Source organism: Acidovorax sp. LjRoot38, from assembly GCF_964252975.1.
In the GTDB taxonomy this organism is placed as follows: Bacteria; Pseudomonadota; Gammaproteobacteria; order Burkholderiales; family Burkholderiaceae_C; genus Acidovorax; species Acidovorax facilis.
Map to the genome: position 1 here is coordinate 143,716 of NZ_CAXUPT020000007.1, position 24,349 is coordinate 168,064.

Consider the following 24,349-nt stretch of genomic DNA (forward strand, 5'->3'; position numbering starts at 1 on the left):
CTGTGCTCAACTCATAAATTTAGGGTGTTTTTGGCCTCTGGCGCTTTTTGGTAAAGCGCTGATAGCTATCAAAATAAGAGTAAATCAGCGCCGCATGGACGCAAACGCCTCAAACTCCCAGCTGCGCATCGCCAGCAGCAAGGTGTAGCCCTCGCGCTCGCGGTCGGGCAGCTTCTGGTCGGCCAGGTGCTGCTGGGCAAAGTCCTGGGCCACGCGCTGCATGCGCTCCATGAACGCTGGGGCCAGGCTGCGGCTGATGTTGCCGTGCACCAGCAGCACGCCTTCGCCCGCGCCGTCAAAGCCGCCCGCGAAGTAGTCCAGCAACGCGTGGTCACGAAAGTAGTTCATCACCGGGCCATGCGGGCGCCAGCGAAAGGTCTTGGCCAGCTTGAGGCGGTAGCGGTTCAGTGGCCGCAGCTCGATGATGCCGATGCGGTCGAGCTGTGCGAGGTACTTGATGCCCTCGGCCTCGGTGAGGCGGTAGGCGGTGGTCACCTGCTCCAGCGTCCATTGGCTGAGCACGCAAATCGCCATCAGCAGCAGTTTCTTGTCGCCCACCACGGCTTTTTCCTGCTCTTGCGTCAGCTCTTTCAACAGCGGCTGTTCGTCGGCCACACGCCGCGCCAGATCGGCAAAGTCCAGCGCCAGTGCGCGGCAGATGGCGTCGATGCGCGACAGCGGCATGTCGCCCTTGGCCAGCATGCGCTTGACGCTGGACTCGGCCATGCCCAATGCCAACGCCAGGTCGGCGTAGGTCATCTGCGCGGTCTTGAGTTCCTTCTTCAGGGCGGTGACGAGGTCGGCCGTAGTGCTCATGTTTTTTGCTCCTGGGTATCGATTATCAATACCCCAGGTGGCCTGAGTAGCCCTCTGAGCGACTTTCTGAGGTCTGGATGACCGCGGCTGCACACACTGCGCGGCATTCCCTACCACCCAAGGATGTGGCGACCATGAGCTTTCTGATTTCTCTCCCTACCCGGCGGCACAAGCCAGTGGCCCGTGCCGAACTGGGCCTGTTGCTGGGCTTGATCGCCTTGCTGGCGTTGGCCGCATTCGGCCCGGTGCTGCCCGCAAGCGTGCACCAGCATGGCTTTGCCGACCAGCGGGCGCTGTGGGGCATTCCTTGTGCGGTGGACGTGCTGAGCAATCTGCCGTTTGCCATTGCAGGGGTGTGGGGCCTGTGGGCGTTGCGCCGTCTGGCGCCGGGCGTGCTGGACAACACCTCCCGCGCACTGGCCGCATTGTTCTTTGCGGGGCTGCTGTGTACGGCCGTGGGCTCCAGCGTTTACCACTGGCAACCGCAGGATGCGGGTTTGCTGTGGGACCGGTTGGGCATGGTGCTGCCGTTTGCGGGCCTGCTGGGGCTGGCGGCGGCCAGCCGCGTGAGCGAACGGGCAGGCTGGGCCATGGCGGGGGCAGTGCTGCTGGCGGGGCCGATGGCCGTGCTGTGGTGGGCACACACCGCCAACCTGATGCCCTGGGCCGTAGTGCAACTGGGCGGCATGCTGGTGGTATTGGCGCTCGCCTGTCTCCCCCGGCGCGATGGAGCGCTGGCGGTGCACTTGGGCGCGGTCATTGGCCTGTATGCCGTGGCCAAGTTGTTCGAGGCGGCGGACCACGCGGTGTTTGGCGCCACCTACCAGGCGGTGTCGGGCCACAGCCTCAAGCACCTGTTTGCCGCAGGCGCGGCTTGGCCCGTTCTGATGGCCCTGGCGGAGTGGCATCCCTACCGGGCATCGGGCGGGCCAAAGGTCACATTGTTTGTGCAGAATGGCGCCCACGCCGTGGGTGTCGCCCGCAGTTCACGTGTGTGAAGTGCGGGCACGGAAAATTCCAACAAGCCAACCCATCGGAAACGAGGAGAAACGCATGCACCCCGAGACTCCCTCAGCCAGCGCGGCGCCAGTGCCGACGCATGAGGACCCGAACCAGTTCGCCCTGCTGCGCCAGCGGCGATTTGCGCCGTTCTTCTGGACGCAATTTTCTGGGGCGGCCAACGACAACCTCTTCAAGTTCGCGTTCACCGTGATGGTGACCTACCAGCTCAGCGTGTCGTGGCTACCGCCAGCGATGGCGGGGCTGGTGATTGGTGCGCTGTTCATTCTGCCGTTTTTGCTGTTCTCGGCCACCTCGGGGCAGCTGACCGACAAGTACGACAAGACAAAGATGATCCGCTTCGTGAAGAACATGGAGATCGCCATCATGCTGGTGGCGGCCTTCGGGTTCATGACGGACAACGTGCCCGTCTTGCTGCTGTGTACCTTTCTGATGGGCGTGCACTCCACGCTGTTCGGCCCCGTGAAGTTCGCCTATATGCCCCAGGTGCTCAACGAACGTGAGCTGACCGGCGGCAATGGCATGGTGGAGATGGGCACCTTTGTGGCCATCCTGCTGGGCAATGTGGCCGGTGGCCTGCTGGTGGCCATCCCGGGCATTGGCCACACCACGGTGGCCGTGGCCTGCGTGGTGGCGGCCCTGGCCGGGCGCGCGGTCGCGCAGTTCATTCCCTCGCTGCCCGCCACCGACCCGGGCCTGACCATCAACTGGAATCCCTTCACGGAAACCTGGCGCAACCTGAAACTGGCGCACGAGAACGTCGCAGTGTTTCGCTCGCTGCTCGGCATCAGCTGGATGTGGTTCTTTGGCGCCGTGTTTCTGAGCCAGTTTCCGAGCCTGTCCAAGGAGGTGTTGCACGGCAACGAACAGGTGGCGTCGCTGCTCCTGGTGGTGTTCTCCATCGGCATCGGCATCGGCTCGCTGCTGTGCGAGGTGCTCTCGCGCCGCCATGTCGAGATCGGCTTGGTGCCGCTGGGCGCCATCGGCATGAGCGTGTTCTCCATCGACCTGTACTTCGCCTCGCGCAACCTGCCCCCTGCCGAGATCATGGGCTTGGCCGCCTTCATGGCCCAGGGCGCGCACTGGCGTGTGATGCTGGATCTGCTGCTGCTCAGCCTGTTTGCTGGCCTGTACAGCGTGCCCATGTACGCACTGATCCAGATGCGCAGCCAGCCCACGCACCGCGCACGCATCATCGCGGCCAATAACATCCTGAACGCACTGTTCATGATCGCCAGCTCGCTCATCGCCGGTGCCTTGTTGGGCGCGGGCTTCACGGTGCCGCAGATCTTCCTGTTCACCGGCATCGCCAACGCGGTGGTGGCGTTCTATATCTTCATGCTGGTGCCCGAGTACCTGCTGCGGTTTGTGGCCTGGGTGTCGTCGCGCTTCGTGTACCGCTTCAAGGTGCAGGGCGACGAGAACCTGCCTTCGGCGGGCGCGGCCATCCTGGCCTGCAACCACGTGAGCTTTGTCGATGCCGTGTTGCTCATGGCGGCCAGCCCGCGCCCCATCTACTTCGTGATGGACCACCGCATCTTCCGCGTGCCGGTGCTGGGCTGGCTGTTCCGCCTCGCCAAGGCGATTCCGATTGCACCCTACAAGGAAGACCCCAAGACTTACGAAGCCGCCTTCGACCGCGCCGCGCAGGTGCTGCGCGAGGGAGACCTGCTGGCCATCTTCCCTGAAGGTGGAATCACCAAGGACGGGCAGCTGCAGGAGTTCAAGGGCGGCATTATGAAGATCATCGAGCGCGCGCGCGCAGAGGGTGTTGAAGCCCCAGTGATCCCTATGGCGCTGACCAATTTGTGGGGCTCGTACTTCAGCCGTATTGAGCAGGGCGGCGCCATGGTGCGACCGTTCCGGCGGGGATTTTTCAGCCGTGTGGGGCTCAATGTGGGTCGCCCGGTGGCATCGACGCAGGTGCAGCCCGCGCTGCTGCGCACCCAGGTGGCGGACCTGCTGCAAGCATGAGCCGCGATGAATCCTCCAACGCTGCAGCGGCAGCGGCGGACCACGGCGCATTGACGGACCGCATCCTGGCCTTCCTGCGCAGCATCGGCCTTGCGGTCTGCGAGGCCGAGGTCCCCGAAGGCAGTTTTCTACCCGGCGTCCGCATCGAGCGGGGTGGCCTGCGTGTGGACCGGGCGCGGCTGCGCTGGCCTGGAGATCTGCTGCACGAAGCGGGCCACCTGGCGGTGGTACCCACGGCGCTGCGGTCCACCCTGGATGATGCGCTGCAGGACCTGCCCGAGGTGGCCCACGGTGGTGAGATCGAAGCCACGGCCTGGGCCTGGGCGGCCACTCGGCACCTGGGGCTGGATGCCGCCGTGCTGTTCCATGACGGCGGTTACCACGGGCGCTCCGTCGGGTTGCGCACCACCTTTGAGCTGGGGGTGTACCTGGGCGCCTCGGGCCTGGCCGCTGCGGGGCTCACCCTGCTGCCCGCGCAGGTCCTGCCGGGCGGAACCCCGGCCTATCCGCACATGCTGGTCTGGCTGCGGGGCTGAGAGTCCAAAAGGGCCAAAGGCAAGGGGCCTCGCGCGGCGTTCAATCCGCGCGGATCTGCGCGCGCTGTGCAATTGCACGCATGCGTGGCAACTCGTCTTCGATCTGCGTGAGCACGGCATCGCCCGTGGCGTACGACGGCTCCAGTCCGGCGGCGATGAGCTTGCTGCGGACCTCCGCGTCCGCCAGGGTGTCGGCCAGGGCCTTGTGCAGTTTGGCCTTGGCCTCGGCGGGTAAGCCGCGTGGCGCAACCACGGCCAGCCAGGAGTCGGCCGAGAACCCGGGGAAGCCACTTTCCGCCACCGTAGGCACATCGGGCAGTTGCGTGGCCCGCGTTGCACCCGTGACGGCAATGGCCTTGATCTTGCCCGCCTTGAGCTGTGGCAGCGCTGCGGCCACGGTGTCGATGGTGAAGGGGATCTGCCCGCCCATCAGGTCGCTCATGGCGGGCGCGCTGCCTCGGTAGGGCACGTGCATCAGCTTGATGCCGGCGGCAGACCACGTCAGCTCGGCCGCGAAGTGGCCGGTGGTGCCGTTGCCAAAGGAGCCGTAGGAAAACTTGTCGGGAGCGCGCTGCACCGCCCCGATCAGCTGCTTGAGATTGCCCACCGGCACCTCGCGGTTTGCCAGCAGGATCAGCGGCACGCGGGCCACCATGCCGATGGGCTCGTAGCTCTTGACGGGGTCGTAGGGCAGCTTGGCATTGAGCGCCGGATTCACGGTGAACGTGGAGCCCGAACTGATCAAGAGCGTGTAGCCATCGGCGGGTGCGTTGGCCACGAAGGCCGCTCCGACCACAGTGCCTGCACCCGCCTTGTTCTCAATCACGATGGGCTGGCCAAGGCGGTCGCCCAGCTTCTTGCTGATCGTTCGACCCACGATGTCCACGGCGCCCGCTGGCGGGAAGGGAACGATGAGCTGTATCGGCTTGGTCGGATAGCCTTCGGCAAGCGCCAGCCACGGCGTTCCGAGTCCCAGCCCCGCGAGGGCTGCTGCCAAGAGGGTCACGCTACGTCGCCTGTCGATCTGCAAGCACTTCATGGGGCACTCCTTGGAGGGGAAAAGCGTAGGCCTCTAGCATCGAGGCCAGGGCCACTCAGATCAACGACAGCCGGGCCAGCGGTGCCAGCCGGTGCTGCTCGCTGGACGCATCAGCCGTTGCGAAAGAGAAAGCTGTAGGCGTTGAGCGCTGGCACGCCTCCCAGGTGCGCGTACAACACGCGAGAGCCTTCGGGGAACTCACCCTTGCGCACCATGTCGATCATGCCGTGCATGGACTTGCCTTCGTACACCGGGTCCGTGAGCATGCCTTCCTGGCGCGCGCACAGGCGGATGGCTTCGAGCGTGCCCTCGTTGGGAAGGCCGTACTCAGGGCCGCCGTAACGGGTGTCCAGCACCACGTCTTCGGCGGTCAGCTGCTGGCCCAGCTCCACGAGCTTGGCGGTGTTTTGGGCGATGCGCAGGATCTGCGCATGGGTCTTCTCGGGTTTGGCCGAGGCGTCGATGCCGATCACCTTGCGCGCCCGGCCATCGGCCGCAAAGCCCACCACCATGCCGGCCTGCGTGCTGCCCGTAACCGAGCACACGACGATGTAGTCGAACTGGAAGCCCAGCTCCTTCTCTTGCTGGCGAACCTCTTCGGCAAAGCCCACAAAGCCCAGGCCGCCATACGGGTGCTCGGAGCAACCGGCCGGGATGGGGAAGGGCTTGCCACCGGCCTTTTTCACATCGTCCATGGCCTGCTCCCAGCTGGGGCGGATGCCGATGTCGAAGCCCGCAGCATCCAGGCGCACATCGGCGCCCATGATGCGGCTCATCTCGATGTTGCCCACGCGGTCGTACACCGCATCGGAGTAGTTCACCCAGTTCTCCTGCACCAGCACGCACTTCATGCCCAGGTGTGCGGCCACGGCGGCCACCTGGCGTGTCTGGTTGGACTGGATGCCGCCAATCGACACCAGCGTGTCGTAGCCGCCTGCAATCGCTTCGGGGATGAGGTATTCGAGCTTACGGGTTTTGTTGCCGCCGAAAGCCAGGCCCGAGTTGCAGTCTTCGCGCTTGGCATACAGGTGTACCTTGCCGCCCAGGTGGGCCGACAGGCGCGGCAGCGGTGTGATGGGCGAGGGGCCGAAGGTGAGCGGGTGGCGGGCAAATTTCTGCAGGTTCATGGCGGTTTCCGGTCGATGAAGAGAAGGCGCAAGCGGGGGGCTTGCAGTGCCTTCATCGTAGAAAAATGCGCGCATCACGTGGTTGCAAAATTTGTTCGAATTTCAGAGTTTATGGTTTATGAAAGAGAATATTGGCGAAAAATGTTTCTCTAAATAATCTATGTGCGCAATAAAAGTTCGTGTCAAGAATGTGCCGCAGGCCGATGTCTCGGCCGAACTGGACCGCACCGACAAAGCCATCCTGCGCCAGCTGCAGCGCGATGCGTCGCTGTCGAACGTGGCACTGGCCGAGAAGGTGCACTTGAGCCCCCCCGCCTGCCTGCGCCGGGTAGAGCGCCTCAGGCGCCTGGGGCTCATCGACAAGGTGGTGGCACTGCTCAACCCCCAGGCCGTGGGGGCGGGCATGCTGGTGATGATTGGCGTGGTGCTGGACCGCTCCACGCCCGAGTCGTTTGCCGAATTTGAAAAGGCGGCCGCCAAGGTGTCGGGCTGCATGGAATGCCATGTAGTCACTGGCGAGTTTGACTACTTCATGCTGGTGCGCACGCGCGACAACGACAGCTTCAATCGCCTGCACGCCGAGCAACTGCTCTACCTGCCAGGCGTGCGGCAGGTGCGCTCATTCATGGTGCTGCGCAATGTGCTTTCGACCACCGAGCTGCCGCTGGCGGTGTAGCGAAAGCCCATTTCTTTATTGCGCTCCGCGCAGCCGCCCCATCACCGCCGTCCAGGCGGTGCCGCCAAACACGTTGACCACCAGCCCTGCCATCAAGAGCCCTGCGCCCGCAAAGTGCACAGGCAGCAACTGCTCGCCAAACACCACCCAGCCCGTGGTCAGGCCCACCACGGGCACCAGCAGCGTGAAGGGCGCCACGCGGTTCACGGGGTAGCGCGACATGAGGTAGGTCCATAGGCCAAAGCCCAGCAACGTGGAAATCCAGGCGATATAGGCCACGGCGGCCATGGATTTCAGCGACAGGTGCTGCACGGCGGACAGCACGGCACCCGGGCCGTCGATCCACAGCGACAGTGCCACGAAAGGCAGTGGCGCCACCACGCTGGACCAGACGATGAAGGCAAACTGGTTCATCGGCCCATAACGCCCCACGGCGCGGGTGACGATATTGCCGCAGCCCCACAGCGCAGCGGCCGCCACGGTCAGTGCAAAACCTGCCAATGGCATCGAGGCACCATGTGCGCTGCCAATCAGCACCAGCCCCGCACCCGCCAGCGCCAGGCCGGCCACCTGGTTGCCCTGCCATTTCTCACGCAGCCACCAGGCGGCCAGCAGCAGGGTGAAGAACGACTGCGCCTGCAGCACCAGCGAAGCCAGGCCCGAAGGCATGCCGATCTGGATGGCGGTGAACAGCAGCGCAAACTGGCCCACGGCCATGGTCATGCCATACAGCAGGTACAGCCTGAGCGGCACCTTGGGCGGCTTGACGAACAGCAGCGCCGGAAATGCCGCCAGAAGGTAGCGCAGCGCGCCCAGCAGCATGGGCGGCACATCGGCCACACCGACTTTGATCACCGCAAAGTTCAGCCCCCAGACGACGATGACGAGCAGGGCGAGGGCGAGATCACGAGGGCGCAGGGGCAAATTCATGGTGAGGCCGTAGAAGGGTCTGGCTGGATGGGGAGATTGTGCGTGGGCACGCTGGGTGTGGCCGGTACCGATGGGCCGGATATCGATCAAAACAAGACATTTCTCGCGCGCCTTGCGCCTTGCATCCCATCCCGGCAAGGGCCTTGTGCGACCCTGAAAAAATCTTGAACAGGTTCTAAATAAGCGTAGCCACCTCGATTGCGCGCTCGCGCAACCACTGCAGAGCCAGGTCCTTGTCCCGATGGCGGTGCCATTGAAGCGTCTGGCGCATCACCGGGATTTCCAGGGGGGGCTCCCATACGTGGATGGGCAGCCCGTACTGCAGCGCGCGTTGAGCAAGGCGCTTGTGCACGGTGGCAATGCGTGCCGTGCCGATCACCAGGCTGGGCAGGGATGCGAGGGTGGGCGCGGTGACTTCGATGCGGCGCTTGACGCCAAAGCGCTCCAGAAACCAGCCATCGAACGCGGGGATCTGCCGCGCGCCGGAGTAGTCGGCCACCACATGTCCCGCCGCCAGATAGTCGTCAAAGCTGAGCTGGCCTTGGATGTGCGGGTTGCCCGTCCAGGTGACGCACATGTATGTCTCCTCGAACAGCGTCATGCTCGGGTGTTTGGCCGACACATATTGCTCGGGGATGATTAGCATGTCGGCCCCGTACTCCTCCAACTGCTCCACGGGGCGGGCGTTTTGTGCCCGCAGATGCACCTGGACCCCGGGCGCTTCGTGAAACAGCCTCTCGATCAGCGGCTGCATGAACACGGTGGTGGTGAAGTCTGACACCAGCAGCGTGAAGCTCCGGGTGTCGGTAGAGGGGTCAAAGCGGGGCTTCTCAGCGATGGTGCTGTCGATGCGCATCAGCACTTCACGCACCGGGTCCAGCAGCGCCTCGGCGCGGGGCGTCAGCACCATCTGACGGCCCTGCGGCACCAGCAACTCATCGTCGAAATACGCACGCAGCCGCGCCAGCGCATTGCTGGTGGCGGGCTGGCTCAGGTGGATGCGCTCACCCGCGCGGCTGATATTGCGTTCGGTCAGCAGCGCGTCCAGCGCCACCAGCAGGTTCAGGTCGAGTTTGTTGAATCGCATGAGCTACGGGTAAACATTGATATTCGCGATATCAATTGATGGAATCTGAAAAATCCATTTTTCGAATGCGAGCTTACTCCCTACAGTAGCCACCGAACCGATGTCCAGCCCCTTTGGTCATCAGATTCTCAAAAAAACAGAACGGAGACAAATGATGAAACACTGCCCATCAGGCGCAGTGCGGCGGGGTGCTGCCCAAAGCCGCAGAAGCCGCCTCACGCTGGCCCTTGCCACTCTGGCTGTCACCCCCTGTGTTTCTGCCATCGAGCTGGACACTGGCAACCCCGACTGGAAGCTGCGCTGGGACAACACCGTCAAATACAGCCTCACCGGCCGCCTCAATACGGCACTGCCTGAGTTGTCGTCCGCGTTGCCCCTGGCGGCCAACCAAAACGACGGCAACAACAATTTCAAGCGTGGTGTGGTGTCCAACCGCGTGGACCTGCTCAGCGAGCTGGATCTGACCGGCCCCAGCTACGGTGCGCGCCTGAGTGCGGCGGCCTGGTACGACCAGGCCTACAACAGCCATACGGACAACACCAGCGCCACGTCCAACCACAGCCCTGCGAGCGAGTTTCCGGCGGAGACCCGCAAGCTCATGGGGCGCAAGGCCGAGCTGCTGGACGCCTTTGTGTACGGGCGCTTTGATGTGGCCGACAAGCCCGCCACGGTGCGCCTGGGCCGCCACACCCTGTTGTGGGGAGAGAGCCTGTTCTTTGGCGCCAATGGCATCGCGGGCGGCCAGGCCCCGCTGGACCTGATCAAGCTGCTGTCGGTACCCAACTCCACCTTCAAGGAAGTGGCCCGGCCGACCGGCAAGGTCTCGGGGCAGGTGCAACTGTCGTCCGACGTGACGGTGGGGGCGTATGTGAACTACGAGTGGGAGAAGACCCGGCTGATGCCCGTGGGGGCCTACCTCTCGACCAGTGATTCGCTGGGCCCGGGTGCAGAGCGCATCAATGCGGGGCCCACGGGCACGTTCATCCGGCAGGCAGACCTGGATGCCAAGAACTCGGGCCAGGGCGGCTTGCAGCTGCGCTGGCGGGTCGAGTCCATCGACACCGATCTGGGTTTCTATGCCATCCGCTACCACGCCACCACCCCCAGCAACATCAACAACGTGCTGGTAGGCCTGCCCCCCGCGCTGAGGGCCAGCAGCTACCGCTGGATGTACCACGAGGGTGTGCGCGCCTATGGCGCCAGCTTCTCCAAGACGATTGATAACTGGGGCCTGGCGGGCGAAGTCTCGGTGCGCCACAACGCGCCCCTGGCCAGCTCTGGGCAGTCCACGCTGGCCACCATTGGCGTGAATGCGGGCCTCAACAACAACAGTAATCCGGGCTACGCAGTCGGCGAAACAGCGCATGCGCAGGTGTCCTGGATTGCATCGCTGGGCCCTTCATGGATATCGCGCGAAGCGTCCTTTGTGGGCGAGGTGGCCTGGAACCAGCGCACCAAGGTCACACGCAATGCGCAGATGCTCAACCCCAATGCCGACAAATCGGCCACTGGCGTGCGCATGGTGTATTCGCCCAGCTACCGGCAGGTGCTGCCGGGCCTGGATCTCACCCCCTCCATCGGCATGGGCTACACGTTCGGCGCCTCGTCAGCCGTTGGCCCGGGGTTTGGGGTGGACAAGGGCGGGGACATCAACCTCGGTCTGGCCGGGGTGTACCTGGGCACATGGAACGTGTCGCTGAACTATGTGCATTACCTGGGCAAGGCCGCGCCCACGCTCGATGCCGCCAACAACGCGCAATACAAGCAAGCGCTCAAAGACCGCAACTCGCTGACGCTCTCGGTCCGCACCACTTTCTGATCTGGAACTCTGTCATGAAGCACTACCTGCACATCGCGGGCGCCTGCCTGCTGTCGTCTGTGGCCCTGAGCGCTGCACACGCCGCCGTGAGCGCGGAGGAAGCCGCCAAACTCAAAACCGAGCTGACTCCCCTGGGGGCCGAGCGCGCGGGCAACAAGGAGGGCACCATCCCCGCGTGGAGTGGTGGCTACACCACCCCCATCGCGGGGTTCCAGAATGGCGGGCGCCGGGGCGACCCGTTCGCGGGCGAAAAGCCGCTGTACAGCGTCACCGCCGCCAACATGGCCGAACATGCGAGCAAGCTGACCGAAGGCACCCAGGCCCTGCTTAAAAAATACCCGCAGACCTTCCGGGTCGATGTGTACAAAACGCACCGCACCGCCGCTGCGCCGCAGTGGGTGTATGACTACACCGCCAAGAATGCCGTGCAGGCCAAGCTCGATGGCGAGAAGGTCACAGGTGCCTACGGTGGCATTCCGTTCCCCATCCCCAAGACCGGCGAGGAGATCATGGCCAACCATGAACTTCACTGGCGTGGAGAGGCCTGGCAGGCCGACTTCCGGGGTTACCTGGGCACGGCCAATGGCCAGCGCGTGCTGTCGGTGGAGGGGCGTGGTGACTTCCAGATGCCCTACTACGCCCAAGGCCAGCACGACAAGTTCACGGGCGAGTACTGGACCATCCGCCTGGTCAACAGCGGCCCACCGGTGCGTGCGGGCGAGGCCATCACGGGCCGGTCGCACCTGGACCAGGACAAGAGCGCATCGTGGGTGTACCTGACGGGGCAGCGCCGCGTGCGCAAGCTGCCCAATGCCTGCTGCGACACGCCCACGCCTGCCACCGCAGGCGTGGCAAGTTTCGACGAAATCGACGTCTTTGCCGGGCGCAACGACCGCTTTGACTGGAAGGTCGTGGGCAAGCAGGAGATGCTGATCCCCTACAACAGCAACCGCCTGCATACGCCCACCAAGGACAGCGATGTGCTATTGGCCAATCACCTGAACCCCGACCACGTGCGCTGGGAGCTGCACCGCGTGTGGGTGGTGGAGGCCACCCTCAAGCCCGGCCAGCGCCACCAGGCACCCAAGAGCCGCTACTACGTGGACGAAGACACCTGGGTGGCCGTGCTGGGCGACCGCTGGGATGCCAAGGGCCAGCTGTGGAAGACCATCTGGTCCCACCCGGTGGTGATGCCTGACCTTCCTGCCACCACGCCGCAGCAGCAGTGGGGCTTCAACGATCTGATCTCTGGTGCCTGGTATGCCAGCGGCGTGGTCAACGAGCGCAACCAGCACTACAAGATCGTGCCGCGTCGCCCGGACAGCTTCTTCTCGCCCGATGCCATGGCGGGCGAGGGTGTCCGCTGAGCGGGACGGAACCATGCATATTGCGATCTATGTAGCTGCAGCCATCGCTGCGGCGGGGGCGGGCTGTGCCTTCGCACAGGTGGGGGAAGCACTCCAGCGCCCTGCACTGAGCGTGAAGGCACCTCAGCGCGCCGTGCTGCTGGCAGCTGCCGCTGCAGGGCAGCGGCTGGTGGCGGTGGGCGAGCGCGGAGTGGTCGCGCTGTCCGACGACCGGGGCGCGACCTGGCGACAGGCGGCCTGCCCGGTCAGTGTGAGCCTGACGATGGTACGTTTTGCGGACGAGCGCCACGGTGTGGCCGTGGGCCATGGCGGCACGGTGCTGACCACGGCCGATGCTGGCGCCAGTTGGGTGCTGCGGCTGGACGGCCGCCGCCTGGCCGTGCTGGCCAAGGCGGCAGCCACCACGCCCCAGGCGCTGCAGGACGCAGAGCGCCTGGTGGCCGATGGTCCTGACAAGCCCTTCATGGATGTGGTGGTGTGGGACGCCCAGCGCATGCTGGCGGTGGGCGCCTATGGCTTGGCCTTCTACACCGCCGATGGCGGACAGACCTGGGCGCCCTGGATGGGCAGGTTGCCCAATCCCAAGTCCCTGCACTGGTATGTGGCGCGGCGCCAGGGCAATACCCTGCTGCTGGCGGGAGAGCAGGGGCTGCTCGCCCGCTCCAGCGATGGCGGAGCTACGTTTGAGGCCTTGCAGTCGCCCTACAAGGGCAGCTGGTTTGCGGGCGAGCTGCAGGCCAACGGGCATGCGGTCCTGGCGGGCCTGCGGGGTAACGCCTGGCGCTCGGTCGACGTGGGCAACACCTGGTCGCAGCTGGCATCGCCCACGCAGAGCGCGATCACCGCCGTGGCCGACGACGGCAATGGCGGACTGTGGTTTGCCACACAGGCGGGCGCAGTGCTGCGCCAGCAGGGCGAGGCACTGGTGCCCCTGAACGCGGCACCCGTACCCGTGCCGTCCGCGCTGCTGCCGCAGCGCGAGGGCCCCTTGCTCGCACTGGGCGTGGCCGGTGTGGTGCCCGTGGTGGCACAGAAGGCACGGCCATGAGCGCGCCCTCCTTCGATACCCGCTCGGGCTCGTTGATCGAGCGCGCGCTGTTCAACCACCGAGCCGTAGTCGTGTTGCTGTGCGCCCTGGTCACAGCCCTGCTGGGTTGGCAGGCCACGCGGCTTCAGCTCAATGCCAGCTTTGAAAAGACTATTCCCACGAGCCACCCCTACATCCAGAATTTTCTGGCCTACCAGTCGGAACTCAGTGGCCTGGGCAATGCGGTGCGCGTGGCCGTTGCCCGCCCCCAGGGCAACATCTATGACGCGCAGTACCTGGACACCTTGCGCCGCCTGTCCGATGAGGTCTTCTTGCTGCCGGGTGTGGACCGTGCGCGGATGAAGTCGCTGTGGACCCCCACCACGCGCTGGGTGGGTGTCACCGAAGACGGCCTGGAAGGTGGGCCGGTCATTCCCGATGGTTTTGATGGATCGTCAGCCAAGCTGCAGCAACTCGCGGCGAACGTGGCGCGCTCCGGAGAGATCGGCCAGACGGTAGCGCGCGATGCCGCATCGACCGTGATCTTTGTGCCCCTGCTGGCCAAGGATGCTCAGGGCCAGTCGCTCGACTACGCCCTGCTGTCGCGGCAGCTGGAGACGCTGCGCGGCAAGTACGAGGCCGAAGGCGTGGCTATCCACATCACTGGCTTTGCCAAGATCGTGGGCGACCTGATTGATGGCGTGCGGGCCGTGCTGGTGTTCTTTGCCATGGCGGTAGCCATCGCCACGGCCATGGTGTTCTGGTACACGCGCTGCATCCGTTCCACGCTGCTGGTGGTGCTGGCGTCGCTGGTGGCCGTGGTGTGGCAGCTGGGCCTGCTGCCTTTGCTGGGGTATGCACTCGACCCGTATTCCATCCTGGTGCCGTTTCTGGTGTTTGCCATCGGCATGAGCCATGGTGCGCAAAAGATGAACGGCATCATGCAGGACGTGGGACGGGGCGTGGACAAGCTGGTGGCTGCGCGCTTCACATTCCGGCGCCTGTTCCTGGCGGGCTTGACGGCCCTGCTGGCAGACGCAGTTGGGTTTGCCGTGCTGCTGGTCATCGACATCCAGGTCATCCGCGAACTGGCGATTGCCGCGTCGATTGGCGTGGCGGTGCTGATCTTCACCAACCTGATCCTGTTGCCCATTTTGTTGAGCTACACCGGCGTCAGTGCGGTGGCTGCCGAGCGCAGCCTGCGCGCCGAACAGGCCGATGCGGCGGGCTCAGCCAAACACCCGCTGTGGGCTCTGCTCGACCGCTTCACCCAGCGGCCCTGGGCCACGGTGGCCGTGGCCGCCGGGCTGGTCATGGGGGCGGGGGGCTTTCTTGTCAGCACGCAGCTCAAGATTGGCGACCTGGACCCGGGGGCGCCCGAGTTGCGCGCAGACAGCCGCTACAACCGCGATGTGGGATTCATGAACGCAGCCTACGGCGCGGGCAGTGACGTGCTGGCGGTGATGGTCAAGACGCCTGAGGGCCAGTGCTCCCACTTCGATGCGCTGAACAAGGTCGATGCGCTCGAATGGGAGCTGCGCCAGATCAACGGCGTGGAGAGCACCAACTCGCTCTCTCTGCTCAACCGCCGGGTGCTGTCGGGCCTCAACGAAGGCAACCCACGGTGGTACGAGTTCTTGCCCAACCAGGACATGCTCAACACCGTGACGGCCAGCGCACCCCGTGGGCTCTACAACGATGCCTGTGGGTTGTTGACGGTGTACGTCTATCTGCGCGACCACAAGGCCGACACCCTGGCGCGCGTCGTGGGCCACATCGAGGCCTTTGCCCAGCGCAACAACACGGCAGACACCCAGTTTCTGCTGGCCGCCGGGTCTGCGGGCATTGAGGCGGCCACCAACATCGTGGTCAAGGACGCGTGGCGAACCATGCTGCTCATGGTGTACGGGGCGGTGGTCGTGCTGTGTTTTGTGACCTTCCGCTCGTGGAAGGCCGTGGTGGTGGCCGTGCTGCCGCTGGTGGTCACGTCCTTCCTGGCCGAGGCGTTGATGGTGGCGCTGGGCATGGGCGTGAAGGTCGCCACACTGCCGGTGATTGCGCTGGGCGTGGGCATCGGCGTGGACTACGCGCTCTACATCCTGTCCATCACGCTGTCGCAACTGCGCGAGGGCAAGAGCCTGTCGGAGGCGTACTACCGCGCGCTGCTGTTCACCGGCAAGGTGGTGATGCTGACAGGCGTCACGCTGGCCGTGGGCGTGATCACCTGGGTGGCGAGCCCGATCAAGTTCCAGGCCGACATGGGCTTGCTGCTGGCGTTCATGTTCCTCTGGAACATGCTGGGGGCGCTGGTGTTGTTGCCCGCACTGGCCCACTTTTTACTGAAGCCTGCGACGCCCATCGCCAACGTCCGCGCGACTGGGCGCGGTGTGCACGGGGTGCCGCAGGGCGCTCATTGACTGACAACGAGGACGAACCATGACCACGACCCACACGATGTGCGTTGCTGCCGGTATGTCGCTGGCATGCGTCAGCGCACAGGCCCAGCCCAGCCCCCAACCGGCCGCAGTGCTGGATCGCTACATCGCCGCAGTGCACGCGGGTGACATGGCCGCCGTGCGCGCGCTCATCGCGCCGGAGGTGGAGCGATCGGACTTTCCCGGCTGCACTCCTGCCATGGACAACCCCAGTTGCCTGGCGCACTACGTCGACGCCACGGTGGTTCGGCCGCAGGCCCGTTTGTCTGTGCTGAGCACCGAGGTGGATGGGGACCGGGTGTCTGCACTGCTGGAGGTGCGCAGCGAGCTGTATCGCCGCGCCGGTGTGGAACGCATCGTGGGCCGCGACGTGCTCCGTGTGACCGATGGGCAGATCCGGTCTTTCCGCTTTGTCCCTGACTATTCCGACGCGCCCACGGCCGTCTTTTTTGGCACGCTGGGCATTGGCCCGCGTGCCTCCCAAGCCCCCGCAAAGTGATCCTATGTTCAAGTACTTCCCCACCAACTACGTCTGGAACCTCTCCGTCAATCTGGCCATCGAGATGGGCGCGCGCATCGGCGAGATCGAGCAGATGTGCGCCCCCCTGCAGGAGGCCGCCAAGGCGCCCGACGCTGCCGGCACCGCGGCCTTCCGCGAGACCTGGGTGAGCATGGCCGACCGGCTCTGCGAACTGGCCGCCGAAGACGAGGCCAAGGGCCGCCTTTTGTCGGCCGGCGAAAAGTACCGCCGCGCCTCGGGCTACCTGATCACCGCCGAGCGGCTCCAGGCGCACAACGCGCCGGGCCGTCTGGCCATCTACCAGCGCGCGCTGGCGCTGTTCCTCCAGGGCTCGCGCCTGATGGGCGACCGCGTGCAGCGTGTGGAGATTCCCTACGAAGGCAAACACCTTTCGGCCCTGTACTACCCCGCCGACGGCCTCCAGCCCGGCGAGCGCGCACCGCTGTGCGTGCAGCTGAACGGCCTGGATTCGAGCAAGGAGATGAAGGTGCTCGTGGGCCTGCCGGCCTGGCTGGCCAAGCGCGGCGTGTCTTCCCTGGTGGTGGATCAGCCCGGCACGGGCGAGGCACTGCGCCTGCAGGGCTTGACCGCACGCTACGACGCCGAACACTGGGCCAGCCGCGTGGTGGATTGGCTGGAGCAGCACCCCGACGTGGACCCGAAGCGCATCGGCTGCGAGGGTGTCTCGCTGGGCGGCTACTACTGTCCCCGCGTGGTGGCCATGGAGCCGCGTTTTGCCTGCGGCGTGGCCTGGGGCGCCAACCACGACTGGCGCGATGTGCAAAAGCGCCGGTTGGAGAAGGAAGGCGACTTCCCCGTGCCGCACTACTGGGCTCACGTGTGCTGGGTCTGGGGCGCCAAGGACGTGGACGACTTCATGCGCATCGCGGAAAACGTGCACCTCGATGGCGTGGTCGAGAAGATCAAGGTGCCTTTCCTGGTGACGCACGGCGAGCGCGACTCGCAGATCCCGCTCAAGTGGGCGCACCGCACCTATGAGCAGCTGGTCAACAGCCCGAAGCGCGAACTCAAGATCTTCACCGACCGTGAAGGCGGCGTGCAGCACGCCAGCTTTGACAACAGCATCAACGCCGGCCACTACATCGCCGACTGGGTGGCCGAGACCCTGGGTGGTCATACCGCCTGAGAGCCCCGCACCTGCCCTGACAACCTCTACCACCAAGGATCAACAGATGAACATCATTGGACCCGACGCGCTCGTTTTTGGCGTGGACGACGTCGCTGCCTGCGCCCAGTACCTCACTGACTACGGACTCACTCCCGTGGGCGTCACCGCTGCTGGTGGGCGCTTTGAAGCGCTGGACGGCACGTGCGTGGAGATCCGCTCCCAGGGCGATCCTTCCCTGCCACCCGCGCTGGGCACTGCCAGCATGTTGCGCGAAACGGTCTACGGGGTCGCAGATGCGGCCACGCTCGACGCCATCGAAGCCGAGCTGGCGCGCGACCGCGCCGTGGTGCGCCAGGGCGGTGTGCTGCGCACCACCGATGACTTGGGCTTTGCCCTCGCTTTCCAGGTCACGGTGCGCAAGCCGCTGGCATTGCCTGCCGAGGCCGTGAACGCGCCCGGTGCCGTCCCGCAGCGTGGGCCCAACGCCCTGGGCCTGTCGCCCGACATGGCGGCGCGGCCCCGTTCGCTGTCGCATGTGGTGTATTTCGTGCCCGACGCGGCCAAGGCCGAGGCGTTCTACGCCCGACTGGGCTTTGTGTGCACCGATCGCTTCACGGGTGTGGGACCGTTCTTGCGCCCTGCGGGCACGCAAGACCACCACACCTTGTTCATGATCCAGACACCGCCGTTCATGAAGGGCTGCGAACACTTCACCTTCCACATGGGTGGCCCTACCGATTTGTTGCTGGCGGGCACCCGCTTTGTCGAAAAGGGCTACCAGAGCTTCTGGGGGCCGGGGCGCCACAAGTTTGGCAGCAACTGGTTCTGGTACTTCAACTCGCCCCTGGGTTGCCATGTGGAGTACGACGCCGACATGGACCAGCATGACGACAGCTGGGCCGCGCGCGAGGTGCCGATGAGTGCCGATGCTTCGCAGCTCTTCCTCTTTCAACACCGCGAGAAGTGGGCGCCTTCGGGCCCGCCACCTGCGGGTGCACCGCACTGAGAGCCGACCATGAAGCTCTGCCACTGGAACGATCTGCCCGATGGCGAGTCGCGGGGCTTTGACCCCGCAGGCCGTGGGCAGGACACGGTGCTCATCGTGCGCCAGGGCGAGCGGCTGTACGCCTATGCCGATGTGTGCCCCCACCTGGACACCCCCATGGCATGGCGCAAGGACAAGTACCTGAATGCAGCAGGTGATCGCATCGTCTGCGCGGCCCACGGCGCGCTGTTTGACATCACCAATGGGCTGTGTACCTTGGGCCCGTGCCTGGGCGACGCCTTGGTGCCCGTGCCATTGAAAGTACAAGCGAACGGCGAGATCCACATCGCCCCTACCAATCACAAGGAGACAAACCCATGAGCCTTTCTCACCAACGGATTTTGATCATCGGCGGGGGCTTTTCCGGCATGGCAGCCGCCATCGAACTGCGCAAGCTGGGTGCGCAGGTGGACTTGGTAGAGATCGACCCTGGCTGGCGCAGCTACGGTGCGGGCATCAGCCTGGGGGGCGCCACGCTGCGGGCGTTTCGGCGCCTGGGAATTCTCGAAGCGTTTCTGGCGCAGGGCAACGCCTCGGACGGCGTGAACCTGCACCTGCCCCACGGCCCTCTGGTGGCCACCTTGCCCACGCCCCGCATTGCGGGGGACGATATCCCGGGCGGTGGCGCCATCATGCGCCCGGTGCTGGCCCGCATCCTGGCTGAGGCCACCCGCGCGGCGGGCGCCAACGTCCGCCTGGGCTGCACCTTCTCTGCCATTGAGCAAGAGGCCAACGGCGTGCAGGTCACCTTCACCGATGGACAGCGCCAGCGCTATGACCTCTTGATCGGTGCCGATGGCCTGTACTCCAAGGTTCGTGAGACGGTGTTTGAAAACGCACCCCAGCCGCGCTACAGCGGCCAGGCCGTGTGGCGCGCCGTCCTGCCCAGGCCGCCAGAGATCGAGACCGCCACGATGTGGATGGGCCCGAAGATCAAACCTGGCGTGAACCCTGTCTCCAAGACCGAGATGTACCTCTTCGTCACCGAGCCGCGCCCTACCAACGACCATGTTGATCCGGCCACCTTTGCGGACCGTTTGCGCGCATTGCTCGACGGGTTTTCCGCCCCCACGCTGCAGTCCATCCGCAGCCAGATCGGACCGGATTCACAGATTGTGTTTCGCCCGCTCGAAGGCCTGCTCATGCCACGCCCGTGGTCGCGCGGCCGGGTGGTGCTGATTGGTGACACGGTGCACGCTACCACGCCGCATCTGGCGTCCGGGGCCTGCATCGGGATCGAGGACGCCTTGGTGCTGGCCGATGAACTGGCGCAGGCGGGCGATGTACCGACCGCGTTGTCGGCCTTTGAAGCCCGGCGCTGGGAGCGCTGCCGCATGGTGGTCGAAAACTCCGCCCGGCTGGGTGAGATCGAGATCGAAGGCGGCGACAAGGAGGAGCACTCGCGCATCATGCGCGAGTCCCTCATGGCGTTGTCCCAACCCATCTGAGGCGAGGTGCGCATGATCACAACCCAATCGCTGCGGGGCCGGGTGGCCCTGATGGTGGGCCACTGCGCAGGCATGGTGGATCTGGTGGCCTTGCCCGTCTGGGTGGGCACGCTGATATCGGTGTACCGGTTCGACCCGCAGCAGGCCGGCTTGCTGGCTACGCTGTTTTTGGCTGGAGCGGTGGCCGCCAGCTTGGTGTTGGCGCCGTTCTTTCAGTTGTTGCGCGGGCGCACCGTGGCGACCTGCGGCTTTGCCGGCGCGGCCGTGGCGTTTGCCGTGGCGTCCACCACCACCCAGTTCGCCTTGTTGGCGCTGCTGCATGCGGGGGCAGGTATTGCTGCGGGCACGGCCCTGAGTGTTACCCATGGCACCATTGCCCGCAGCCCCAACCCCCACCGCATGTTCGCCCTGGTGGGCATGGCACTGGGGGTATTTGCCATCGCGTTCCTGGGGGGCACCCCCGTGCTGGTGGCCAAGCTGGGTGGACCCGCGTTGTTCCAGGTCTTTGCCGGCGTCATGGCAGTGGGCGCGGTGGTGGCGGCTCTGGCGTTTCCCGAGGCCGACAGCGTAGGCGGCGCGGCCACTTCGCGGGCTCCGGCTGCGCCTCTGCCCGCTGCGGTCTGGTGGGGCGTGCTGGGCATCGCGGCGCTCGGGCTGGTGCAGTCCATGACCTTCAGTTTTCTGGAGCGCGTGGGCAGTGACCGGGGCTACGGACTTCAGGCCGTCACCGGCGTGCTGATTGCCCTGGGCGTCGTCAACCTCTTTCCCGCAGCGTTGGCCGCTGTGCTGGAAAAACGCTGGGCTGCCCGCAGCGTGCTGCTGGCGGGGCCTGCGCTGCAGGCCTTGCTGGTGGTGGTGATCATGAACTCGCCCGTGTTTGCGCCCTATGCCGCAGCCGCTGCCGTGTTTGCGGCCGTGATGATCTTCACGCACACCTTCGCCTTTGGCGTGCTGGCGCGTCTGGACCCCAGCGGCCGTGCCTTGGCCGCCACCCCCGCCATGCTCATGTTCGGCGCGGCCATTGGGCCCATCCTCGGCGGCACCTTGGTCAAGGCCTGGGGCTATGGCAGCCTGGGGGTGGCAGCCGTGGTGATCGACGCGGTGGCGGTCTATGCATTTGCACGCATCCACCGTGCCCCTCACAAAGCGAAGCCTTTGCCCGGGGTGGCGTGACAACGTTTGCCTTCTCTATTCCATGCCCCGCTGAACGCTCCCGTTTCGGTCGCGTTCAGCGCCAACTCCTGTGCCCGTATGACCAAACCCCAACGCCGCTTCGTGGACCTGTCCATTTACCTCGAAAACGACGTGCTCTCCGACCCGCCGCCCCTGGCGCCCAAGATCACCTACCAGAAACACGCCGATACGTTGCCCGAGTTCATGACCATGATCCCCGGCACCCAGCCTGAGGACTACCCCGATGGCGAAGCAGCAGCGGCCGAGTGGGTGACGCTGACCACGCACAACGGTACCCACCTGGATGCGCCGTGGCACTTCCACTCCACGCAGGACGCGAAGAACGGCGGAGCCCGCCCCTCCATCACGATTGACGAAGTGCCGCTGGAATGGTGCTTTCAGCCGGGTGTGAAGCTGGACTTTCGCCACCTGCCCGATGGCTACGTCGCCACCGCCGCCGATGTGCAGGCCGAGCTGGCCCGCATCGGCCACACGCTGCAGCCGCTCGACATCGTGGTGGTCAACACCCGCGCTGGGTCGCGCTACGGGCACAAGGACTACCTGGGCGCGGGGTGTGGCATGGGCTACGAAGCGACGATGTACCTGCTGGAGCGTGGTGTGCGCCTCACGGGCACCGATGCCTGGAGCTGGGATGCGCCGTTTTCGTACACCGCCCAGCGCGTGGCCGAGACAGGCAACAAGGCCCTGATCTGGGAGGGCCACAAGGCGGGCCGCGACATCGGCTACTGCCATCTTGAGAAGTTGCACAACCTGGAGGCGCTGCCGGCCACGGGGTTCACGATCAGCTGCTTCCCCCACAAGATCCGCGGTGCCTCGGCAGGCTGGACGCGCGCGGTCGCCATTTTTGAAGACTGAGGAGTCCGTTCATGGGTTTTCCATCCATCCACCGCGTGGTCACGGGCCACAACACTCAAGGCCGGGCCGTGGTCGCCAGCCAGGGGCCGCTGCCCACCGTGGTCGAGATTGCGGCCATTCCCGGTACGGTGTTCCATGAGGTCTGGAGCACATTGCAATCGCCCGCCGTCGTGGATAACGGCCCGGACCCTACGCTCGGTCCGCTGGTGCTGCCGCCCCCGCAGGGTGGCACGCGCATCCGGTTCGTGGACATTCCGCCCGATACGCCCGAGTTCCTCGCACGGGGTGCCGAGCGCATGCATGACGCCTTCAGCCAGATTGGCGATGCGGCCGCCTCCACGGTGAAAACCGACTCCCCCCACCCGCTGATGCACCGTACCGAATCGGTGGACTACGGCGTGGTGATTGAAGGCGAACTGACGCTGGTGCTGGACGAAGGCGAAGTGCCACTGCGCCCCGGCAGCGTGGTGGTGCAGCGGGGTACCAACCACGCATGGGCCAACCGTTCGGGCGCGCCGTGCCGCATGCTGTTTGTGCTGGTGGACGGGCGCTTTGATGAGTCAGTGGCCGCACCTGCCAAGGAGCAGCCATGAGCACGCGCCGTCAATGGCTGGGCGCTGCAGCGTCCGCAGCGGTGGTCCCCTGGGCGTGGGCGCAGGCCCCGTATCCCGCGCGCCCTTTGAGCTGGGTGGTACCTTACCCGGCCGGGGGCTTTGGCGACGCGATGTCGCGCCTGCTGGTGCAGAAGCTGGGAGAGCGCATGCAGCAAGCCGTGGTCGTGGAAAACAAGCCCGGCGGTGCCGCGCAATTGGCGGCCCAATACGTCAAGCAGCAACCCGCCGACGGCCACACCTTGCTGTACGCAGACATCGGCCCGCTGGCCATGTACCCGGCGCTGTATGCCAAACTGAGCTTCAGCCCCCTCAAGGACTTTGCGCCCCTGACGCGGTTGTTCAAGTCGCCACTGGTCGTGGTCGTGCCAGCGGGCAGCCCGTTCCAGTCCCTGGCCGACTTGCTGCGCGCGGCGGCTGCAGGCGATGGCCTCAACTACGGCTCATATGGGCAGGGCAGTCAGCCGCATGTGTGGACCGAACAACTGCGCATCAAGACACGCTCGCGCATGACCCATGTGCCCTACCAGGGCGCAGCGCCCGCGCTGCAGGACCTGATGGCCGGGCGCCTGGACTTCATGTGCGATGTTGTGGCTTCGAGCCTGCCGCTGGTGCGCGAAGGCAAGCTGCGCGCGCTGGTCAGCGTTGGCAGCGAGCAGCGCCTGCAAGTGCTCCTCCAGGTGCCCACCCTGACCGAGGCCGGGCATGCGGACCTCGATATTCCGGGCTGGAATGGTGTCATGGTGCGGGCTGGTACCCCGGCGTCCGTGGTCGATGTGCTTCACAAGGCGGTGGTGACCGCGCTGGAGTCTCCCGAAGTGCTGGGCCGCTACCGGCCGCTTGGCCTGGAGCCTGCACCACTCACGCCAGCTGCATTCGGCGAGTTCATCCAGGGCGAATCGCAGCGGTGGGGTTTGGCCATTCGCCAAGCTGGGATCAAGGTCGAATGAGCCTCTTTGACCTGCAGGGCCGCACCGCCCTGGTCACGGGGGCCACCCAGGGCTTGGGTCTGGCGATTGCGCGCATCCTGGCCGAGCAGGGCGCCCGGGTGGTGGTCTCCGACCGGGATGCGCTCGCTTGTGAGCAGGTTTCTGCATCGCTGCCGATGGCTGTCGGTATCGCTGCCGACATGGCGGTGCCTGCCACCCTCATTGCGCTGGTGGAGCGCGCCGGACCGCTGGACATCCTCGTGTGCAACGCCGGCATTCAGGGGCCGGCCGGCCCGTTGGCCGATGCCAGCGATGCCGACTGGCATCAGGTGTTTGACATCAACCTGCGGGCCGCAGCGCGGCTGTGTGCGCTGGTGCTGCCCGGCATGGCGGCACGGGGCGGTGGCAGTGCCGTGCTCATTTCCAGCATTGCAGGCCTGCGCGGCAACCGTTCGATTGGCCTGTACGGTTTGACCAAGGCTGCGCTGGCCCAGCTTGCGCGCAACCTGGCTGTGGAGTGGGGCCCTGCGGGTGTGCGGGTCAACGTCGTGTCACCCGGCCTCATCCGCACGCCGCTGGCCGAGCAGCTCATGGCAGATGAAGCCTTCATGGTCAGGCGCATCCAGGCCACCCCGCTGCGGCGCGCAGGAGAACCCGAGGAAGTGGCCGGCGTGGTCGCCATGCTGGCCAGCCCCGCCGGGGCCTTTGTGACCGGACACAACCTGGTGGTCGATGGCGGCACCACCATCAGCGATGGGAGTTGAA

The 24,349-nt window shown here is 65.6% G+C and carries 23 protein-coding genes; 18 read left to right on the forward strand and 5 right to left on the reverse strand.

The window, feature by feature from the left end:
• Positions 1 to 84: 84 nt before the first annotated feature.
• Entirely contained in the window at positions 85 to 816 is a 732-nt protein-coding gene (locus tag ACSQ22_RS14810) for a helix-turn-helix domain-containing protein (RefSeq protein WP_055401999.1), read from the reverse strand.
• A 134-nt stretch (positions 817 to 950) separates the two neighbouring features.
• On the opposite strand from ACSQ22_RS14810, the gene ACSQ22_RS14815 reads away from it, so the two are divergent.
• Genes ACSQ22_RS14815 through ACSQ22_RS14825 form a run of 3 tightly spaced genes read left to right on the forward strand, consistent with a single transcriptional unit; the run spans position 951 to position 4,346 of the window.
• Positions 951 to 1,814, forward strand: coding sequence for a hypothetical protein (locus ACSQ22_RS14815; protein WP_436130751.1), 864 nt, complete (start codon positions 951 to 953; stop codon positions 1,812 to 1,814).
• A gap of 55 nt (positions 1,815 to 1,869) precedes the next feature.
• The gene (locus ACSQ22_RS14820) at positions 1,870 to 3,810 is read left to right on the forward strand and encodes an MFS transporter (RefSeq protein ID WP_436130752.1); all 1,941 of its coding nucleotides are present in this window, start codon (positions 1,870 to 1,872) and stop codon (positions 3,808 to 3,810) included.
• Positions 3,807 to 4,346, forward strand: coding sequence for a hypothetical protein (locus ACSQ22_RS14825; protein WP_436130753.1), 540 nt, complete (start codon positions 3,807 to 3,809; stop codon positions 4,344 to 4,346). Before ACSQ22_RS14820 ends, ACSQ22_RS14825 begins: the two co-directional genes overlap by 4 nt.
• Positions 4,347 to 4,386: 40 nt before the next feature.
• Here ACSQ22_RS14825 and ACSQ22_RS14830 read toward each other — a convergent pair whose 3' ends face one another.
• Together ACSQ22_RS14830 and ACSQ22_RS14835 are read right to left on the reverse strand one after the other, a co-directional pair.
• Positions 4,387 to 5,385 carry a Bug family tripartite tricarboxylate transporter substrate binding protein gene (locus ACSQ22_RS14830; RefSeq protein WP_436130754.1) on the reverse strand — a complete coding sequence of 333 codons (999 nt, stop codon included), beginning with the start codon at positions 5,383 to 5,385 and terminating at the stop codon, positions 4,387 to 4,389.
• Between the two features lie 110 nt (positions 5,386 to 5,495).
• On the reverse strand, positions 5,496 to 6,512 hold the full coding sequence (locus tag ACSQ22_RS14835) for a 1-aminocyclopropane-1-carboxylate deaminase (RefSeq protein ID WP_436130755.1): 1,017 nt from the start codon (positions 6,510 to 6,512) through the stop codon (positions 5,496 to 5,498).
• Between the two features lie 160 nt (positions 6,513 to 6,672).
• On the opposite strand from ACSQ22_RS14835, the gene ACSQ22_RS14840 reads away from it, so the two are divergent.
• Positions 6,673 to 7,188: an Lrp/AsnC family transcriptional regulator gene (locus ACSQ22_RS14840; protein ID WP_431150932.1), complete on the forward strand. Its 516-nt coding sequence runs from the start codon at positions 6,673 to 6,675 to the stop codon at positions 7,186 to 7,188.
• A 15-nt stretch (positions 7,189 to 7,203) separates the two neighbouring features.
• Here the strand turns inward: ACSQ22_RS14840 and ACSQ22_RS14845 are convergent, their stop codons facing one another.
• Positions 7,204 to 8,106 carry an EamA family transporter gene (locus ACSQ22_RS14845; RefSeq protein WP_436130832.1) on the reverse strand — a complete coding sequence of 301 codons (903 nt, stop codon included), beginning with the start codon at positions 8,104 to 8,106 and terminating at the stop codon, positions 7,204 to 7,206.
• Positions 8,107 to 8,293: 187 nt separating this feature from the next.
• Positions 8,294 to 9,205, reverse strand: coding sequence for a LysR family transcriptional regulator (locus ACSQ22_RS14850; protein ID WP_218301500.1), 912 nt, complete (start codon positions 9,203 to 9,205; stop codon positions 8,294 to 8,296).
• A gap of 154 nt (positions 9,206 to 9,359) precedes the next feature.
• Here ACSQ22_RS14850 and ACSQ22_RS14855 point away from each other — a divergent pair, with 154 nt between their 5' ends.
• The 14 genes from ACSQ22_RS14855 to ACSQ22_RS14920 all read left to right on the forward strand — a co-directional run bounded on the left by ACSQ22_RS14855 (position 9,360) and on the right by ACSQ22_RS14920 (position 24,348).
• On the forward strand, positions 9,360 to 11,024 hold the full coding sequence (locus ACSQ22_RS14855) for a DUF1302 domain-containing protein (RefSeq protein WP_436130756.1): 1,665 nt from the start codon (positions 9,360 to 9,362) through the stop codon (positions 11,022 to 11,024).
• Between the two features lie 14 nt (positions 11,025 to 11,038).
• On the forward strand, positions 11,039 to 12,391 hold the full coding sequence (locus ACSQ22_RS14860; protein WP_055401987.1) for a DUF1329 domain-containing protein: 1,353 nt from the start codon (positions 11,039 to 11,041) through the stop codon (positions 12,389 to 12,391).
• Positions 12,392 to 12,404: 13 nt separating this feature from the next.
• Positions 12,405 to 13,439, forward strand: a complete 1,035-nt coding sequence (locus tag ACSQ22_RS14865) for a WD40/YVTN/BNR-like repeat-containing protein (RefSeq protein ID WP_436130757.1) — start codon at positions 12,405 to 12,407, stop codon at positions 13,437 to 13,439.
• Positions 13,436 to 15,835, forward strand: coding sequence for an efflux RND transporter permease subunit (locus tag ACSQ22_RS14870; protein WP_055401983.1), 2,400 nt, complete (start codon positions 13,436 to 13,438; stop codon positions 15,833 to 15,835). The genes ACSQ22_RS14865 and ACSQ22_RS14870 overlap by 4 nt, the downstream gene beginning before the upstream one ends.
• Positions 15,836 to 15,854: 19 nt before the next feature.
• Positions 15,855 to 16,352 carry a nuclear transport factor 2 family protein gene (locus tag ACSQ22_RS14875; RefSeq protein WP_436130758.1) on the forward strand — a complete coding sequence of 166 codons (498 nt, stop codon included), beginning with the start codon at positions 15,855 to 15,857 and terminating at the stop codon, positions 16,350 to 16,352.
• A 4-nt stretch (positions 16,353 to 16,356) separates the two neighbouring features.
• Positions 16,357 to 17,520, forward strand: a complete 1,164-nt coding sequence (locus tag ACSQ22_RS14880) for an alpha/beta hydrolase family protein (RefSeq protein WP_436130759.1) — start codon at positions 16,357 to 16,359, stop codon at positions 17,518 to 17,520.
• Positions 17,521 to 17,566: 46 nt separating this feature from the next.
• A complete protein-coding gene (locus ACSQ22_RS14885) occupies positions 17,567 to 18,508 on the forward strand; it encodes a VOC family protein (RefSeq protein WP_436130760.1) in 942 nt (313 codons plus the stop codon).
• 9 nt (positions 18,509 to 18,517) lie between these two features.
• Positions 18,518 to 18,868, forward strand: coding sequence for a Rieske (2Fe-2S) protein (locus tag ACSQ22_RS14890; RefSeq protein ID WP_436130761.1), 351 nt, complete (start codon positions 18,518 to 18,520; stop codon positions 18,866 to 18,868).
• Positions 18,802 to 19,995 (forward strand): FAD-dependent oxidoreductase, encoded by a 1,194-nt coding sequence (locus ACSQ22_RS14895; protein ID WP_436130833.1) that lies wholly within the window; start codon positions 18,802 to 18,804, stop codon positions 19,993 to 19,995. The genes ACSQ22_RS14890 and ACSQ22_RS14895 overlap by 67 nt, the downstream gene beginning before the upstream one ends.
• 12 nt (positions 19,996 to 20,007) lie before the next feature.
• A complete protein-coding gene (locus ACSQ22_RS14900) occupies positions 20,008 to 21,168 on the forward strand; it encodes an MFS transporter (RefSeq protein ID WP_436130762.1) in 1,161 nt (386 codons plus the stop codon).
• A gap of 78 nt (positions 21,169 to 21,246) precedes the next feature.
• Positions 21,247 to 22,044, forward strand: a complete 798-nt coding sequence (locus ACSQ22_RS14905; protein ID WP_431150921.1) for a cyclase family protein — start codon at positions 21,247 to 21,249, stop codon at positions 22,042 to 22,044.
• An 11-nt stretch (positions 22,045 to 22,055) separates the two neighbouring features.
• The gene (locus ACSQ22_RS14910; RefSeq protein ID WP_108500000.1) at positions 22,056 to 22,637 is read left to right on the forward strand and encodes a cupin domain-containing protein; all 582 of its coding nucleotides are present in this window, start codon (positions 22,056 to 22,058) and stop codon (positions 22,635 to 22,637) included.
• A complete protein-coding gene (locus tag ACSQ22_RS14915) occupies positions 22,634 to 23,605 on the forward strand; it encodes a Bug family tripartite tricarboxylate transporter substrate binding protein (RefSeq protein WP_436130763.1) in 972 nt (323 codons plus the stop codon). Before ACSQ22_RS14910 ends, ACSQ22_RS14915 begins: the two co-directional genes overlap by 4 nt.
• Positions 23,602 to 24,348 carry an SDR family NAD(P)-dependent oxidoreductase gene (locus ACSQ22_RS14920; protein WP_436130764.1) on the forward strand — a complete coding sequence of 249 codons (747 nt, stop codon included), beginning with the start codon at positions 23,602 to 23,604 and terminating at the stop codon, positions 24,346 to 24,348. Before ACSQ22_RS14915 ends, ACSQ22_RS14920 begins: the two co-directional genes overlap by 4 nt.
• Position 24,349 lies beyond the last annotated feature (1 nt).

Coding starts and splice junctions, on each gene's coding strand:
- ACSQ22_RS14810 (WP_055401999.1), bottom strand. CDS start 816: ATGAGCACTACGGCCGACCTCGTCACCGCCCTGAAGAAGGAACTCAAG.
- ACSQ22_RS14815 (WP_436130751.1), top strand. CDS start 951: ATGAGCTTTCTGATTTCTCTCCCTACCCGGCGGCACAAGCCAGTGGCC.
- ACSQ22_RS14820 (WP_436130752.1), top strand. CDS start 1,870: ATGCACCCCGAGACTCCCTCAGCCAGCGCGGCGCCAGTGCCGACGCAT.
- ACSQ22_RS14825 (WP_436130753.1), top strand. CDS start 3,807: ATGAGCCGCGATGAATCCTCCAACGCTGCAGCGGCAGCGGCGGACCAC.
- ACSQ22_RS14830 (WP_436130754.1), bottom strand. CDS start 5,385: ATGAAGTGCTTGCAGATCGACAGGCGACGTAGCGTGACCCTCTTGGCA.
- ACSQ22_RS14835 (WP_436130755.1), bottom strand. CDS start 6,512: ATGAACCTGCAGAAATTTGCCCGCCACCCGCTCACCTTCGGCCCCTCG.
- ACSQ22_RS14840 (WP_431150932.1), top strand. CDS start 6,673: ATGTGCGCAATAAAAGTTCGTGTCAAGAATGTGCCGCAGGCCGATGTC.
- ACSQ22_RS14850 (WP_218301500.1), bottom strand. CDS start 9,205: ATGCGATTCAACAAACTCGACCTGAACCTGCTGGTGGCGCTGGACGCG.
- ACSQ22_RS14855 (WP_436130756.1), top strand. CDS start 9,360: ATGAAACACTGCCCATCAGGCGCAGTGCGGCGGGGTGCTGCCCAAAGC.
- ACSQ22_RS14860 (WP_055401987.1), top strand. CDS start 11,039: ATGAAGCACTACCTGCACATCGCGGGCGCCTGCCTGCTGTCGTCTGTG.
- ACSQ22_RS14865 (WP_436130757.1), top strand. CDS start 12,405: ATGCATATTGCGATCTATGTAGCTGCAGCCATCGCTGCGGCGGGGGCG.
- ACSQ22_RS14870 (WP_055401983.1), top strand. CDS start 13,436: ATGAGCGCGCCCTCCTTCGATACCCGCTCGGGCTCGTTGATCGAGCGC.
- ACSQ22_RS14875 (WP_436130758.1), top strand. CDS start 15,855: ATGACCACGACCCACACGATGTGCGTTGCTGCCGGTATGTCGCTGGCA.
- ACSQ22_RS14880 (WP_436130759.1), top strand. CDS start 16,357: ATGTTCAAGTACTTCCCCACCAACTACGTCTGGAACCTCTCCGTCAAT.
- ACSQ22_RS14885 (WP_436130760.1), top strand. CDS start 17,567: ATGAACATCATTGGACCCGACGCGCTCGTTTTTGGCGTGGACGACGTC.
- ACSQ22_RS14890 (WP_436130761.1), top strand. CDS start 18,518: ATGAAGCTCTGCCACTGGAACGATCTGCCCGATGGCGAGTCGCGGGGC.
- ACSQ22_RS14900 (WP_436130762.1), top strand. CDS start 20,008: ATGATCACAACCCAATCGCTGCGGGGCCGGGTGGCCCTGATGGTGGGC.
- ACSQ22_RS14905 (WP_431150921.1), top strand. CDS start 21,247: ATGACCAAACCCCAACGCCGCTTCGTGGACCTGTCCATTTACCTCGAA.
- ACSQ22_RS14910 (WP_108500000.1), top strand. CDS start 22,056: ATGGGTTTTCCATCCATCCACCGCGTGGTCACGGGCCACAACACTCAA.
- ACSQ22_RS14915 (WP_436130763.1), top strand. CDS start 22,634: ATGAGCACGCGCCGTCAATGGCTGGGCGCTGCAGCGTCCGCAGCGGTG.
- ACSQ22_RS14920 (WP_436130764.1), top strand. CDS start 23,602: ATGAGCCTCTTTGACCTGCAGGGCCGCACCGCCCTGGTCACGGGGGCC.